Raw genomic sequence first — 14876 nt, 5'->3', positions numbered from 1 at the left:
CGAAGTGCGGGAGACGGGGCGGTGCGCCACGAGATCCATCCCTTCGCCGGCATGATCCGGATCAGGTTCGAAGGGTCACCGCGCTGCATCGCCCTGTGACGGACAATGCCAGCGGTCTCTCAGCCCCTTGTCGGGACTCCCCTTGGAATCGGGCGCACCGTCGTCCGATGAAGCAAAACTGTCAAGGGCTACGGCCATGATGCGCGCGCACCCTGGAGTGGCGGTGGCCCGCGCACCGTGGTACGACTGATCATTCACCTATAATGAAGAATGGCGTAGGCAGCTGCGAAAGGCCACGCGATGACGGGGTGCATGGTGCAGACCAGAGGGGTCCTATTGTTCGGTCCTTTCAGCCTGGTTGTGAGCGAGAGGTTCCTCACCAGGGACGGTATGCTCGTGCCATCGATTGGGTGGGACGACAGTCCTCTCGCCCAGGCTCGGTAGGGCCGACGTGCAGTACAGGTTTGAAGACTACCTGCTCGACCCCGACCGGCGGGAGCTTACCCAAGGTTCCGAGGCGATTGCCGTTGGACCTAAAGTCTTCGACCTGCTGCTCTATCTGGTGCAGCACCGTGACCGCGTCGTCAGCAGGGATGACCTGCTGCAAGCCGTGTGGGATGGGCGGATCGTCTCTGAATCGACCCTGACCAGCCACATCAACGCGCTACGCAGGGCGATCGGTGACAACGGCGAGACCCAGCGCCTGATCCGGACCGCCGCGCGCAAGGGGTTCCGGTTTGTTGGCGACGTTTGGGAAGAGGCCCGGGCAGCGGATCGCGTCAGCTCAGTCGAGACCGGAACCGCCGGACCGGATGAAGCGTCCACGCCGGTTCTGTCTCTTCCCGACAAGCCGTCAATCGCCGTGTTGGCGTTCGAGAACCTGAGTGGCGATCCGCAGCAGGAGTACTTCGCCGACGGCGTGGTGGAGGACATCATCACGGCGCTGTCGCGCATCGGCTGGCTGTTCGTCATCGCCCGCAATTCGAGCTTCACCTACAAAGGCCGGGCGGTCGACGTGAAGCAGGTGGGCCGCGAGCTCGGTGTGCGCTACGTGCTGGAAGGCAGCATGCGCAAGGCAGCCAACCGCGTGCGCATCACGGGGCAGCTCATCGATGCGACGACCGGGGCGCATATCTGGGCGGACCGCTTCGAAAGCGCCCTCGACGACATCTTCGAGGTGCAGGACCGGATGGCCGAGGGAGTCGTTGGCGTCATCGCGCCACAGGTGGAACGGGCGGAGATCGAGCGCGCAATGCGCAAGCCGACCGGAAGCCTCGACGCCTACGATTGCTATCTCCGGGCGCTGCCGCATTTCTACACCCTGACCCGCAAGGGCGTGGATCAAGCGCTCGCGCTCCTCGATCGGGCGATCGCCATCGACCCGCACTTTGCGCTGGCGAAGGCGCTGGCGGCGCGCTGCTACGCGTGGCGGAATCCCCACGGCTGGGCCGCCGCACCGGAAGCCGAAAAGGCGAACGCGGTCCGGCTTGGCCAGGAGGCGCTGCGGGATGGCGCGGACGACCCGACAGTGCTGTGGATGGTGGGCTTTGCGCTGTGGCAGCTTCGTGTCGATCCCGAGCGGGCGCTTGCGCTGTATGAACGGGCGCTTGCCCTGAACCCGAACTGCGCGCAGGCGCTCGCCCTTCACGGCTGGGCGCTGGCAACCGCCGGGAGGCCCGACGAAGCGGTCCCGCCGCTCCTCAAGGCTATCCGACTAAGCCCATATGATTCCGAATCATTCTTTACCATGACCGCGCTGGGGTGCACCTACCTCATGGCCGGACGCTTCGATGAGGCCATCACATGGACGTCCCGCGCGCTCAGGGAGCGGCCCTCCTTTGCGCCGGCGCTTCGCTTCCATGCGGCATGCCTGGCCGAGCTCGGTCGCGTGGCGGAGGCACGCGATACGGTCTCACATCTGCTGCAACAGGAGCCCACATTGACCGTTTCAGCCTTGCGCCAGCGGGCGCCCATTTTTGATGCGAAGCTGATGGATGCTTATCTGGACGGCCTGCGTAAGGCAGGGTTGCCTGAATAAGGCCGGCGAGACTGGTTCATTGCTTGCTGAATCAGCCGCAGCCGTCGTCCTGAGCGCAGCGAAGGACCTTGCGGTGGTTCGCTCAGTCGTCATCCCGAGCGCTTGTGGATTTATCCTTCTCCCGGAGTGCAGCAGGGCATTCGCATATGCCCCTACCGTCATCCCGAGCGTAGCGAGGGATCTCCCGCGAATTGCGCACCGTGCGCCTTGCCGCAGGAGATCCCTCTCCTGAGCCTGTCGAAGGGGGCGCTCGGGATGACAGCGAGGTCATATGCGAATGCCCTGCCGGAGTGCAGGGCCATCGCATATAGGCGGGATCTTCGACTACCTATGAAACAAGGCTCCGAGGTGGTGGGCAAGCATCGTCGCCGCAACGCTTCATGGTGAGCTTGTCGAACCATGAAGCGTCTCGCACCAGCCGCCGTGAGAGGCCTTCATGGTTCGACAAGCTCACCATGAAGGCTTTGGCGCTGAAGCTCTCCTTTTTCCCCGGACGGCCCTGCTGCAGGCGGGGAAGGTACAAGAGACGCAGGAAGGTCATCCTCGTCCTGGACCAGATCAGCGACAGCTGCGCCGGCTGCGGCGATGCCGACCACACCGCCCAGCAGGACTTCGCGACGGAGCAGACCTGACGATGGGCGTGATTGGTCCTTCATTGCTCTGATCCTTTCGCGAGAGTGGTGAGGGGCGTCGGCGTCCTACTGGGCGGTCCAAGCCCCATCGACGGCGATGGAGGTGCCGGTGATCTGATCAGCTGCGGGCGAGCACAGGAACGCCACCGTCCCACCCAGCTGCTCCGGCGTGACGAAGGTCTGCGACGGCTGCTTCTCGCCGAGAAGCTCCATTGTCGCATCGCGGCGGCTGATCTTCTTGCGGGCCGCGATGTCGGCGATCTGCTTCTCGACCAGCGGCGTCAGCACCCAGCCGGGGCAGACGGCGTTGGCCGTGATGCCGGTGCCTGCCGTTTCCAGCCCGACCACCTTGGTCAACCCAACGAGCCCGTGCTTGGCGGCCACATAGGCGGCCTTGTGGACCGAACCGACCAGCCCGTGCGCCGAGGCGATATTGATGATCCGGCCCCAGCCTTGCTTCTTCATCGGCGGCACCGACGCGGCAATGCCGTGGAACGCGGCCGACAGATTGATCGCCAGGATCGCGTCCCACTTGGCGGCCGAGAACTCCTCGACCGGCGCCGTGAACTGGATGCCGGCGTTGTTCACCAGGATGTCGATGCGGCCCAGCTTCTCGACAGTGGCCGCGACCAGGCCCCGCACGGCGTCACCTTTCGACATGTCGGCACCGTCGTGGACGGCACGCACGCCATGCGCGCGCTCGAGGTCGCTGCGGATCGCTTCGATCTCGCCGGCGTCGCCGAAGCCATTCAGGACGATATCGGCGCCCTGGCCTGCCAGCACCCTGGCGATGCCGAGGCCAATGCCGCTCGTGGACCCGGTGACGATCGCAACTTTGCCTTTCAACATGACTGTATTCCCTTGTGATGTGACCTAAACTCATAGAGTCCCTCTTTGCCTTCATGGTGAGCTTGTCGAACCATGAAGGCCCCGCACGGACAGCGGTGCGGCGCTTCATGGTTCGACAAGCTCACCATGAAGCGAATCCACTACGAGACGCGGGTCTCGCGATGCACGTCATGGGTGATCATGCCCTGCTCTGGCGCAGGGCGGTGCAGGCGGCGCGGATCGGACAGGGTGCGGCGGATGTCGTCCAGGCCGCTCTGCCAGTGTTCGCGCATCGCATGCAGCCCGAACTCGTAGTCCTTGGAATGACCTTCGAAGGCCTTGGACTGGTAGATCAGATGCACAATGTTGTGGGCCTGATGGCGGGCCAGATCGGCGATAGCCATGACGTCCTGGTCGTTCTTCGCTGCCTCCGGCAGCTTCGCCATCAGTTGCTGCAGCGCCTGGCGCATCTTCTGCATCTGCAGCATGTGATTGGTGATGGCGCGGGTCCGGCTGGAATACTGGATGTCCTTCTGCCGGCTCCACACCTCCAGGAGGTCGCTGGGCAGCCGGCCCTTGGCCGACCACAGATCGACCTGGAAGGTGAGCGTATCGCGCCGTGGCTCGCTCGAGAGGATGCGGGAGAGCGGCGTGTTCGAAACCACGCCACCATCCCAGTAGTACTCGCCGTCGATTTCGATGGCGGGGAAGCCCGGCGGCAGGGCGCCCGATGCCATGAAGTGCTCGGCCCTCAATTGGCGATCCGCTGTGTCGAAGTAGACGATATTGCCGTTGCGGACATTGACTGCCGCGACGCTGACCCTGGTGTCGCCCGCGTTCAGCAGATCGAAATCGACCAGGCGATTGAGCGTGTCGCGCAGCGGCGTGGTGTCGTAGAAGCTGGTGCCTGCGTCGCCGGGAAACAGCGACATGAAGGGTGGCGGGAAGCGCGGCTTGAAGAAACCGGTCTGCCCCGTCAGCAGGGCCCGCATCGCCGCAGCCGTATTGCGCGCCGAGCGCAGGTCGAAGGTGAAGGGCAAGGCGCCGGCCAGGCCTTCATGCGCCGGCCATTCCACCGGCGCAGCGCAGATGGTCTCCCAGAACTCGCGCAAGCGCCCCACGCGGTGGGATTCGGGCGAACCAGCGATCACGGCGGCATTGAGCGCGCCGATCGAGATGCCGGCCAGCCAGGTCGGCCGGATTCCGGCCTCGTGCAGGCCTTCGTAGACTCCGGCCTGGTAGGCCCCGAGCGCGCCGCCGCCCTGCAGCACCAGAGCCACGACGTCATAGTGTGGCATCTCGATCTGCGTTGAGGCGTCGCTATCGCTGAGCTGCTTACGGTTCACGTACATTTTTGTTCTCCTGGAATCGGTGGATCTGGATCAGATCGACATCGCGTGGCGTGGCAGGCGTGCTGGCTCGGCGGCGAGGTAGTCATGCACGACGGTGCCGAGGCCGAGCGTCAGGTCGGCGACCAAGTGCTTGGCCGACAGCACTTCCAGCACCGGCAATTCGGCGATGGGCGCCAGCGCGTGCGGGCACAGGTGCAAGGAGGCCGGGCCCGTCCAGGCGCCCTTCACGGTCACATCCTCGAGATGGTAGCGGACGAGCTCGCAGATGCGCGCCGTGCCATCGACATGGGGAATGATCTTGATCAGGAAGTTGGGCGCCGTGAGCTTCCTGGCTTCGACGGCGGCGTCCAGCGTGCGGTGCTTGTAGCCCATGGTCGCGGTGGCGATGCGGACCGAGCCGTAGTTCAAGGTGCCGACCAGCGTGTCGGTCTCGACCGCCAGGGTCGGCTGCGCCAGCTTCTTGGGAAAGCCCCACAGCTCGCGCCCGCCCGCGATGGGTGGATGATCATTGAGGAACATCTGGTGGGTGAAGCCGCCGACCTGACCCTGGTACGACACCGGGATGACCTGGCCGCTTTCGGTATAGTCGCCGAAGCCCGTTGAATCCGGCATACGGATGAACTCGTAGTTCACCACCGGCTCGAGCAGCGTGAGCGGTTCCGGCACCACGCGGCGCAGCGCCTCGGGATCCGTGCGATACTGAATGATGAAATACTCGCGGTTGACGAAGCGGTACGGGCCGGACGGAAAAGCCGGATTCGTCAGCGGCATGGCGAACGCTTTCGTGCGAACGGTCTCTCGGTTCATTGTGGTGAGCTCCAGGCAGGTCTTTGCCGAGCGGCCTGCGCGCCGCCGAGGGCGCGCAACCCACGTCTCGTGCGGGCCTTACAGGTCGGTGACACGCTCCGGATCGGCCGACGCCAGCGCGGCAGCACGCTCCGCGCGCGGCGGATAGATCCACACCGTGTTGATCTCCTGCTTGGTCTTCTTGGCCTCGGCGCCGACCATCTCCACCTTGCGGTCCCAGCCGCGCGTGAAGAGCGCGCCGAACGCACCGAGGTCGAGACAGGTGACATAGGCCTTCTGGTGATACGGCTTGAGCGGCTCGCCCAGCAGCTCGGCGGCGGCGTTGTGGCCGGCAAAGGCGCCCATCCGCGTGGCATGCTGGCACGACATCAGCGCGTAGTTGCCGACATCGTCGCAGGCGGCCTTGGCCGCGTCGCCGGTCGCGAGAACGCCGGGCACCGACGGCACGCGCAACGCCCGGTCGACCAGCAGCCGGCCGAAATTGTCGCGCTCGGCCGGGATCTGTGCGGTCAACGGTGCAGCACGCATGCCTGCCGACCAGATCACGGTCGCGCTCTCGATGCGCACGCCGTTGGCCAGCGTGACACCGCCTTCGTCCAGCGCTGCGACGCCGGTACCGAGCCGGGTCTCAACACCCAGCTCACGCAGTGCGCCCATAATGACCGGCCGGGGGCCAACGCCCATATCGGGCGCGACCCCCTCATTGCGCTCGACGATGACGACGCGCGGCCTGGCATTCTTGCCGAGGATCGCACGCAGCCGCGCCGGCATCTCCGTCGCCACCTCGATGCCGGTAAAGCCACCGCCGGCGACGACGACCGTGTCACGCGCCGGCGACGCCGGCCGATCCGCCAGGCTATGCAGGTGCCGGTCGAGGGCGACCGCATCGTCGAGCTGGTCGACGCTGAAGGCGTGCTCGGCGAGGCCGGGGATGTCCGGGCGGAACAGCCGGCTGCCGGTGGCCACGACCAGCCGATCGTATTGCAGCGTGTCGCGCGCACCCTTGGCGGTCGCGATTTCCACTGCACGGGATTTGGTGTCGATCGTCTCGGCGCGGCCCTGCACGTAGATGACGTCGATGGCCTTGAGGACATCCTGAAGCGGCGCGGTCAGGGTTTCCGGCTTCGGCTCATAGAGACGCGGGCGGACCACCAGGGTCGGCTCCGGTGCGACCAGCGCGATCTCAAGCTCCTGAGGCGAGACGCCCTTCATGTCGCGAAGGCGGGCAGCGGAGAGCGCAGCGTACATACCGGCGAAGCCGGCACCGATGATGACGATGCGCTGGGTAGATGGATTCTTCGGCATGGGACCCTCTGTTGGATATCGATCACGTCCATCGCGATCGATGTGAGCGGAGGATGCCCGCAAACCGGCCGGAAAACCTTGCAACGCCCTTGAATTGCCGTTGCCGTTCTCTTGGTTATTCGTCCAAGTTGGCCACCGTCATTCAGCGCACACAATTTGAAGATCGCCCGACGACAACCGCATCGGCTGGATGCGCATCATCTGTGCACGGGATCAGGAGCGCCGAGGCGCAATGCATCATCGGCGATGACGCGCTCGATCCCGGCCGGCGCACGAGCAAGCCAGTACCGCGCGGGCGCGAGATGATCTCGCCACAAAAATTCGCCGGCTTAGGCTGCCGAAGCCTAAGCCGGCGAAGGTGTGGGCAATGTCGTATGAGGCAGCGATCGACCCGTTGCTCAAACGCATGCGGTCGTCGCGTTCGGCCTTGAGCGGTCAGTACTCCCAATAGGCCGGTACAAAACGAAAGGCGTCGCCGGCGACCGCGACCCGGCCGAGGGACGGGAACGGTAGATGGCAGGCCACCAGCGGCTCGCGGGTCGCCGCCAGCTCCTGCAAAAGACCGATCCGGACGCGAGCAGCGTCCTCGGGGTCGTGCTCGAAGGCATTGTGCCAGTCGGGGTGGTCGAAACCGGCTGGCAGCACGGCATCGCCGAGGAACGTCAGCCGGTCGCCTCCGGACGCCAGGCGGACCACGCTGTGCCCGACGGTGTGGCCGCCGGTACGACGGACGAGCACCCCTGGCGCCACCTCATACTCCGCCTCGAACAACCGCAGCTGGCTACCGTACTCGGTCAAAAACCTGGCGGCGGCCGACCGAGCCGCGTCCGGAAACCACGCTGGCATGGAGGCGTTAGTGGAGAAATCGGGCGATGCCCAGAACTTGGCCTCGGCGGCAGCGGTGTGGATCGGCACGTCCGGACGCAGCCGCTCCCTCACCCCGTCGACGAGCAGCCCGCCAACGTGGTCGAAGTGCATGTGGGTAAGCACCACGTCGGTCACGGACGCTAGATCGATGCCTGCAGCCTGCAGGCGCTGGGCCCACCGCCCGGCCCGCCTGAAGTCCGGCTGCTGCTCCCCGAGCCCAGAATCGATCAGGATGGTCCGGCCGCCACTACGCACCACGACCACGTTCACCGGCCACACCATCTCGTCTGGCGGCAGGAACGTGTGGTCCAGCCAGGCCGCCACCTCGGACGGGTCGGCATTGGTGGCCAAGTTCGGGGTTTTCAGCGACAGCAGCCCATCACTGACCACCAGCACGTCAATCTCGCCGACCCGCAGCGCGTAGCGCGACGGAACCAGTTCGTCGGTCTTCGGTCTCTCGAGATGTAAGGCGTTGTCGAACATGTCAGTCTCCTCCTGCGCTCGTGTGTTGCTCTGCTAGTGTGTTGCTCCGCTAGTGGCGAGACCATGATCGCTGACGTGCCGAGCCCTCGATACCGTGCAGCCTGCTAGGTTCTGCTACCCAAGAAGTAGATGGACCTACACCTTGGGATAGGTTGAGGCAGGCCGCGAGCGCCCGACCGCTGGCGCCGGCTTCGGCGCGGCCGGCGTGAGCGGACCGGGCGGTGCCGTGCGCATCAGGCTGACCAGCAGGATGCCGGCGATCGCGGCCCAGAAGGTCACCTCGAAACCATCGATGAAGGACAGAACGTCGGCCTGGCGCCGCACCAGCGACGCCAAGGTGCTGGTGGCGCGTGCCACGGCTGTCTCGGCGGCGGCGCTGTGCTCGATGAATCGCGCTTTCAGGTGATCCAGGGCCTGCACGACTTCGCTGTCGCCCACCGACACATGCAGGCCGATCAGATTTGAATGAACCTGCTCGCGCACGCGCAGCCAGGTGCTCATGACAGTGGTGGTGATCTCGATGATGTCCAGGCGCATCACCTGGATGTAGGCAACGAGCGCGACTGTCCGCGCGGGGTTCGCGTTCGACACCACGAAGACCAGCAGGCCGGTGAAGGTGAGGCCCTGGCCAAGCGACTGCATGAGCGCCATGGGCACGAAGTCATCGGGCGACCACTCGGGCGTGATGCCGGTCCCCATCCAGCCGGCAACGGCGAAGCATGTCAGCCCGCCGAGAATCACCAACCGTGCGTCGAACCGGCGCAGCAGCAAGACCGCGGCGGTCACCACGCCGACCAACGGCAAGGCCGTGCAGTTGAGGAGCACGTCGCCGACCTGCTCGGGCCGGAGGTGGCCGACGACGGTCAGGAAGGTCGGGACCAGCATCATGTTGGACAGGCTCGTGACCATGTAGGCCATGAGCGCCAACATCGCGAGGCCGATGTTTCGCGACATCAGGACCGATGGGTGCGCCCATGGCTCCCGCACGACCGCCTCGTTGATCAGGAAGCCGACGACCAGCACACCGCCGCCCACAAGCAGGCTGGTGACGATCCCGGACTCGAACCAATCGAGCCGATTGCCCTGGTCGAGGCCGGCGTAGATCAGGGCAAGGCCGCCGCCCAGCATCAGCATGCCGCCCCAATCGGCACTGGCGAGGAGCCGGCGATTGACGCCCTCGCGCGGCGTGCCCAGCCACGTCAGCAATATCATGAGCACGGCGACGATGGCGTTCTGCCAATAAATCCACTCCCAGCCCAGGTGCTGCACATGGAAACCCACCAGCGACACGCCTGAATTGCCCGTGAAGGACAGCCGGAAGGAGTACATCGCGAGACCGACAATCCACCACCGCATGGGCAGGTTGTGCAGAACGATCATGATCGTTACCGGGATGAAGATGCCCAGCAGCAGGCCATGAACGAAGTGCAGGGTCAGGAGCACCTGGTAGTCGCTGACGAAGGGAATGGCCAGCGACAGGGCGATGTAGACCAAACCGGGCACAACGAGCACGCGGCGCACGCCAAGCACGGTCGCGAGCCAGGGAATGGCGGGTGCGACGAGGAGCTGCGGCGCCAGCGCGATCGTAGCGAGCCAGGTGCCCTCGTCGAACGTCAATCCGAAGGCGCCTCTGAGGTCCGGCAGGCCTATGGCGAACAGCCGCTGGTCGAAGCTCACCAGGAAGGCTCCGACCAGCACCGCGGCCGCCCCGAGCACAGGGTTGTGGCTGGAGCGGCCCGTCGAGGCGGCACCAGCACCGATCGGCTCAGTTGCCATGGCCGCCCCCTTGCGCAGGTCTCTTGGCGTCACCCGTCACATTGATCCGTGTCACCACCGACATCCCGGGCCGCAACTGCTCGATCAAAGGCTGCCCGGCGTCGAATGCGATGCGGACGGGGATCCGCTGCACCACCTTGGTGAAATTTCCGGTGGCATTATCGGGCGGCAGCAAGGCGAAGCTCGATCCGCTTGCCGGCGAGAGACGCTCCACGCGGCCATGCAGGACCGTGCCCGGAAACATGTCGACGGTAACCTCGACCGGCTGGCCCGGCACCACGTGCGTGAGCTGCGTCTCCTTGTAGTTGGCGACGGCGTAGAGATTCGGCAGTGGCACCACGACAATCAGCATGGTGCCGACATTGACGTAGTCACCTTCCTGCACACGACGCTCGCCGACGACGCCGTCTACCGGCGCCACGATCCGTGTATAGCCCAGGCGCAATCGGGCCATCGTCAACGCCGCCTCGGCGGCGCGGACATTGGCACTCAGCAATGCCTGCTGGCCGTTCAAGACATCGAGCTGGCGGCGCTGGGCTTCGACCGTCGCGTCGCTGGCGGCCAGGGCGGCCTTGGCCGCGTCGTGATTGGCCGTCGCCTGCTCTACCCGCTGGCGGGTGCCCGCGAGACTGCCGCGCAGGAGCGCTTCCTGCCGTGCCAGCTCCTCGCGCATTTGAACCGTACGGGCGAGCGCAGACAGATGCTGCGCCTCCGCCTGGGCAATGGCTGCCTGCTGGAATGCCTTCTGATTCTCGAGGTTGTCGAGCTGGGCCCGCGCAGCGGCGACGCTTGCCTCGGCTTGCGCCACGACGGCGTCGTAGTCATGCGGCTCGATTTCCATCAGCACATCACCTGCCTTGACGTGCTGGAAATCCTCGACCGCAACGCGCCTGATATTGCCGCTCACGCGCGCGCTAAGCCGCGTCACGTCGGCGCGCACCGTTGCGTTGTCCGTCGTCTGCACGGCTGCCGCTGCCAGCCACGCCTCCCAGCGAACCGACGCCATCATCACGAACACGCCGACGATGCCGACGGCCAGCATCGGTATGATCAGCCGTCGCAGGCTGCGCGATGGCGCGGGCGGCGCGGCCGCGTCGGGGTTGCCGTGGCCAGCGTTGTCCGGCGTTGCGGGACGCGGCGTGGCGTTGCCCCCGCCAGGTACCTTCAACGCGACACTGGCGGTTTTGCCCGACATGGGCGGTACACGTGCCGCTTCGATGAGTTCCGGCGGTAGCTTGGGTGCGCTGGCACCTTCCTTCCGGTGTTGGAGCTCCTCGTCGGCCGCCCTGCCTTGCCGAAGCACTTCGCCCCGCAGATCCTTTTGCTCGCGTTCGATGGTATCGTGGAGGCCACCGGCCATCTGAAGCGAACCGCTGGCGTCGTTCGTCGTCATATGTTCCTCCAGCTGATGTTGTGCTCGAGTGGGCGGCAGATGCCGGATCGCCGACCATGGATGCAGTCATCCAACGGTCCGTCGCGAAGCTCGATGGGCATCGATTCCCAAGTGCGTACAAGCTGTCCGACGGACGCCGCCTGCATCTTCCGCATGACGTTGCCGCGGTGGAGCTTGACGGTGACCTCGCTGATTCCCAGGTCGAAAGCGATCTGCTTGTTGATCCGCCCGTAGGCCAGCGCATGCAGAACCTGGCGCTCACGCGGGGTCAGCGTGGCAAACCGTTCGACATGCAGCTTGACGATGCGATCCTCGGCCCGCTGCGCGATGTCCCTTGCAATTCCGGCGGACACGGCGTCGAGCAACCCCTGTTCAGGCACCGGCTTCGTGAGGAAGTCGACGGCACCGGCTTTCATGGCCTTGACCGTCATCGCGACGTCGGCATGGCCGGAGAGGAAGATGATCGGCTTCCTGTTGCCGCTCGATGCGAGATGCTGCTGGAAATCCAGGCCGCTCAATCCCGGCATGCGGATGTCGAGGATCAGGCAGCCAGGCCTTGCCGGAAGCCGGGCGCCCAGCAACTCGCGCGTCGATGCGAAGCAGGTCGCGTCGAGACCCACCGAGAGAAGGAGCTCCTGAAGCGCGGTCCGGACCGCCTCATCGTCGTCGACAATCAACACGAGGGGGCACTCCGGTTCGCCACCGCTCGCCGGCAAGCCAGACTGATGGCGCGGCAGGAGCCTGGAAGCGTCGTTTGTCATGTCATTGGGCTCCATGACTGGCACGCAGCGCCTCGGCATCGCTGGCGTGATCCGGCAGCGTGAAGACGAACGTCGTCCCGCCCGGCTTGTTGGGCGCTGCCCAGAGCCGGCCATCATGGGACTCGATGATTGAACGGCAGATCGCGAGCCCCATGCCCATGCCGTGCTTCTTGGTGGTGAAGAACGGCTCGAAGATCTGCTCGAACTCGTTCAGGCCGATCCCGTTGTCCCGGACCTCCACGCGGATCGTGCCGGCCTCGTCGCGCAATGAGCGGATCCGTAACGATCTTGCGTTGTCAGCGCCTGTATCGAGCGCATCGAGCGCGTTGCGGATGAGGTTGACGAGGACCTGCTGGATCTGGATCCGGTCGGCGCGTGCAGGCGGAAGGTCGCGGTCGAGCTCGATCACGACGCGGACATTCTTCGTCGCGATCTCATCGGCCATCGACTGCCAGACCGCATTGATCACCTGGTTGATATCGACTGATGTTCGTGCCCGGGCGCCGCCCCGGCTGAAGAGCCCACCGATGCGGCTGATGAGCTCGGCGGCCGCGTTGGCGTCGCGGATGATCCGCTCCAGCGTCGTCCTGCCCCGGTCGAGATTCGGGGGATCGGCGGACAGCCAGCGTCGGCACGCATGTGAGTTGGCCACGATCGCGGCCAGGGGCTGGTTGACCTCGTGCGCAATCGAGGCAGCCATGAAGATGCCGACATTGTTGGACTGCGAAGCGCCGCTGACGATGGCCAGGTTCTGCTGAGGGCTCATGAGGTGCCTCCGGCCTGTGTCGTGTTCGAGCGGCTGGAGGATGCCGGACCGCCGGCCGGAAGACCTTGCGTCGCCGTTTGATTGTGATTGAATTTCCCTTGCTTATTCGTCCAAGCGACCCGCCGGTCCGGCAGTCCGATGCCTGCGTGGGCGATCAGGGAGGGCTGGCGTGCAGTATGCGTTCGAGGACTATGTGCTCGACCCCGAGCGACGGGAGCTCACGCGCGGGGCCGCGACGGTCGCCGTCGGGCCCAAGGTCTTCGACCTGCTGGTCTACCTGGTGCAGCACCGCGACCGCGTCGTCAGCAAGGACGACCTGCTGGACGCGGTGTGGGATGGGCGGATCGTCTCCGAATCGACGCTGACCAGCCATATCAATGCGGTGCGCCGGGCGATCGGTGACAGCGGCGAGGCGCAGCGCCTGATCCGGACAGTCGCCCGCAAAGGGTTCCGGTTTGTTGGCGATATCAGGGACCTCCCGGCCCAAGATGGCGGCAGCTCCCTCGCGACCGAGCCCGCCGGATCGACCGAAATATCGGCACCTGTGCTGGCTCTTCCCGACAAGCCGTCAATCGCCGTGCTGGCGTTCCAGAACCTGAGCGGCGATCCCGAGCAGGAGTACTTCGCCGACGGCGTGGTGGAGGACATCGTTACCGCGCTGTCACGCCATCGCTGGCTGTTCGTGATCGCGCGCAACTCGAGCTTCGTCTACAAGGGCCGGGCGGTAGACCTGAAGGAGGTCGGCCGCGAGCTGGGCGTGCGCTATGTGCTGGAAGGCAGCGTGCGCAAGGCAGCGAACCGGGTTCGCATCACCGGACAGCTCGTCAGCGCGGCGACCGGGACAAATCTCTGGACGGACCGTTTCGAAAGCGCGCTGGACGACATCTTCGAGCTGCAGGATCAGCTGGCCCAGAGTGTCGTCGCCGCCATCGCGCCACGCGTGGAACGAGCCGAAATCCAGCGCGCGCTGCGCAAGCCGACCGACAATCTCGGTGCCTATGACTACTATCTGCGCGGCATGGCGAGCTTCCACCAGGCAACCAGCGAGGGTATCAGCGCCGCACTGGCGTTGTTCTACAGGGCGATAGAGCTCGATCCCGCTTTCGCGTCGGCCTATGGCATGGCGGCGTGGTGCCTTTACTGGCGCAAGATGAATGGCTGGATCCGCGACCGCGTGCGGGACTATGCCGAGGGCGCGCGGCTGGCCAACCGCGCGATCGAGCTGGGCGCCAGCGATGCGGTTGCCCTCACGCGCGGCGGGCATGCGCTGGCCCATTTCGGCGGCGATCTCGACAAAGGCATCGCCGCGGTCGACCGCGCCCTGGTGCTCAATCCCAACCTGACGATCGCCTGGTATCTCAGCGGTTTCCAGCGGATCTCGTGCGGCGAGCCTGACGACGCGGTTGAGCGCTTTGCGCGCGCCATGCGCTTGAGCCCGCTGGATCCCGAGACATTCCAGATGCAGACCGGCACGGCGATGGCACACATGTTCGCCGGACGCTTCGACATGGCGTCGGCGTGGGCGGAAAAGGCATCCAGGGAGCTGCCCGACGTCCTGCGGGTGTTCGCCTTCGGCGCCGCGAGCCACGCCCTTGCCGGCCGGATGGACGATGCGCGCCGAGCGATGCAGCATGTGCGCCGTCTCGCCCCTGCGTTGCGGCTCGCGGACGTCGAGGATTGGGTCGTGCTCCGGCGACCGGAGGATCTCGACACGTTCGTCGAAGGCCTGCGAAGAGCGGGGCTGCCAGCGTGAGGGCCGGGGCTGGCCGGCTGGGTGCGAGATCGTCGATCACCGAGCGTCCTCTGCGATCCCGCCAGCAACGGGCCTCAGGGCGTTTTGTTCACAAATGGGCCCGATAAACGTTCGA

At 65.6% G+C, this 14876-nt stretch carries 12 protein-coding genes and 1 riboswitch; of the genes, 3 read left to right on the top strand and 9 right to left on the bottom strand.

Going from position 1 to position 14876, the window contains the following annotated elements; genetic code table 11:
• Positions 1 to 21: 21 nt before the first annotated feature.
• Positions 22 to 153: riboswitch (TPP riboswitch) on the bottom strand.
• Between the two features lie 298 nt (positions 154 to 451).
• Both FHP25_RS30380 and FHP25_RS41005 read left to right on the top strand, forming a co-directional pair.
• Positions 452 to 2038, top strand: a complete 1587-nt coding sequence (locus tag FHP25_RS30380) for a winged helix-turn-helix domain-containing tetratricopeptide repeat protein (RefSeq protein WP_147850743.1) — start codon at positions 452 to 454, stop codon at positions 2036 to 2038.
• Between the two features lie 455 nt (positions 2039 to 2493).
• Positions 2494 to 2670, top strand: coding sequence for a hypothetical protein (locus FHP25_RS41005; RefSeq protein ID WP_178133896.1), 177 nt, complete (start codon positions 2494 to 2496; stop codon positions 2668 to 2670).
• 66 nt (positions 2671 to 2736) lie between these two features.
• Here FHP25_RS41005 and FHP25_RS30375 read toward each other — a convergent pair whose 3' ends face one another.
• The 9 genes from FHP25_RS30375 to FHP25_RS30335 all read right to left on the bottom strand — a co-directional run bounded on the left by FHP25_RS30375 (position 2737) and on the right by FHP25_RS30335 (position 13008).
• Positions 2737 to 3519 carry a 3-hydroxybutyrate dehydrogenase gene (locus FHP25_RS30375; protein ID WP_147850742.1) on the bottom strand — a complete coding sequence of 261 codons (783 nt, stop codon included), beginning with the start codon at positions 3517 to 3519 and terminating at the stop codon, positions 2737 to 2739.
• 140 nt (positions 3520 to 3659) lie between these two features.
• Entirely contained in the window at positions 3660 to 4850 is a 1191-nt protein-coding gene (locus FHP25_RS30370) for a DUF3734 domain-containing protein (RefSeq protein WP_218578715.1), read from the bottom strand.
• Positions 4851 to 4880: 30 nt separating this feature from the next.
• Positions 4881 to 5657 carry an acetoacetate decarboxylase gene (locus FHP25_RS30365; RefSeq protein WP_147850741.1) on the bottom strand — a complete coding sequence of 259 codons (777 nt, stop codon included), beginning with the start codon at positions 5655 to 5657 and terminating at the stop codon, positions 4881 to 4883.
• Between the two features lie 78 nt (positions 5658 to 5735).
• A complete protein-coding gene (locus tag FHP25_RS30360; RefSeq protein WP_147850740.1) occupies positions 5736 to 6962 on the bottom strand; it encodes an NAD(P)/FAD-dependent oxidoreductase in 1227 nt (408 codons plus the stop codon).
• Positions 6963 to 7397: 435 nt separating this feature from the next.
• A complete protein-coding gene (locus FHP25_RS30355; RefSeq protein ID WP_147850739.1) occupies positions 7398 to 8312 on the bottom strand; it encodes an MBL fold metallo-hydrolase in 915 nt (304 codons plus the stop codon).
• A 135-nt stretch (positions 8313 to 8447) separates the two neighbouring features.
• Positions 8448 to 10088 carry an MFS transporter gene (locus FHP25_RS30350; RefSeq protein ID WP_147850738.1) on the bottom strand — a complete coding sequence of 547 codons (1641 nt, stop codon included), beginning with the start codon at positions 10086 to 10088 and terminating at the stop codon, positions 8448 to 8450.
• Positions 10078 to 11481 (bottom strand): HlyD family secretion protein, encoded by a 1404-nt coding sequence (locus tag FHP25_RS30345; protein WP_331461709.1) that lies wholly within the window; start codon positions 11479 to 11481, stop codon positions 10078 to 10080. Before FHP25_RS30345 ends, FHP25_RS30350 begins: the two co-directional genes overlap by 11 nt.
• Entirely contained in the window at positions 11478 to 12242 is a 765-nt protein-coding gene (locus FHP25_RS30340; RefSeq protein ID WP_147850737.1) for a response regulator transcription factor, read from the bottom strand. The genes FHP25_RS30345 and FHP25_RS30340 overlap by 4 nt, the downstream gene beginning before the upstream one ends.
• 1 nt (position 12243) lies before the next feature.
• Positions 12244 to 13008 (bottom strand): sensor histidine kinase, encoded by a 765-nt coding sequence (locus FHP25_RS30335; RefSeq protein WP_147850736.1) that lies wholly within the window; start codon positions 13006 to 13008, stop codon positions 12244 to 12246.
• A gap of 169 nt (positions 13009 to 13177) precedes the next feature.
• On the opposite strand from FHP25_RS30335, the gene FHP25_RS30330 reads away from it, so the two are divergent.
• A complete protein-coding gene (locus FHP25_RS30330; protein ID WP_147850735.1) occupies positions 13178 to 14761 on the top strand; it encodes a winged helix-turn-helix domain-containing tetratricopeptide repeat protein in 1584 nt (527 codons plus the stop codon).
• Positions 14762 to 14876: the final 115 nt, after the last annotated feature.

The organism is Vineibacter terrae (genome assembly GCF_008039615.1).
Lineage (GTDB): Bacteria > Pseudomonadota > Alphaproteobacteria > Reyranellales > Reyranellaceae > Vineibacter > Vineibacter terrae.
Note: the sequence above shows the minus strand (reverse complement) of the source record. Positions and strands in the feature narration are given on the sequence as shown.

Bases quoted from the DNA above. Each gene is read 5' to 3' on its own strand.
- FHP25_RS41005 (WP_178133896.1), top strand. From the start codon at position 2,494: ATGAAGGCTTTGGCGCTGAAGCTCTCCTTTTTCCCCGGACGGCCCTGC.
- FHP25_RS30375 (WP_147850742.1), bottom strand. From the start codon at position 3,519: ATGTTGAAAGGCAAAGTTGCGATCGTCACCGGGTCCACGAGCGGCATT.
- FHP25_RS30370 (WP_218578715.1), bottom strand. From the start codon at position 4,850: ATGTACGTGAACCGTAAGCAGCTCAGCGATAGCGACGCCTCAACGCAG.
- FHP25_RS30365 (WP_147850741.1), bottom strand. From the start codon at position 5,657: ATGAACCGAGAGACCGTTCGCACGAAAGCGTTCGCCATGCCGCTGACG.
- FHP25_RS30360 (WP_147850740.1), bottom strand. From the start codon at position 6,962: ATGCCGAAGAATCCATCTACCCAGCGCATCGTCATCATCGGTGCCGGC.
- FHP25_RS30355 (WP_147850739.1), bottom strand. From the start codon at position 8,312: ATGTTCGACAACGCCTTACATCTCGAGAGACCGAAGACCGACGAACTG.
- FHP25_RS30350 (WP_147850738.1), bottom strand. From the start codon at position 10,088: ATGGCAACTGAGCCGATCGGTGCTGGTGCCGCCTCGACGGGCCGCTCC.
- FHP25_RS30345 (WP_331461709.1), bottom strand. From the start codon at position 11,481: ATGACGACGAACGACGCCAGCGGTTCGCTTCAGATGGCCGGTGGCCTC.
- FHP25_RS30340 (WP_147850737.1), bottom strand. From the start codon at position 12,242: ATGACAAACGACGCTTCCAGGCTCCTGCCGCGCCATCAGTCTGGCTTG.
- FHP25_RS30335 (WP_147850736.1), bottom strand. From the start codon at position 13,008: ATGAGCCCTCAGCAGAACCTGGCCATCGTCAGCGGCGCTTCGCAGTCC.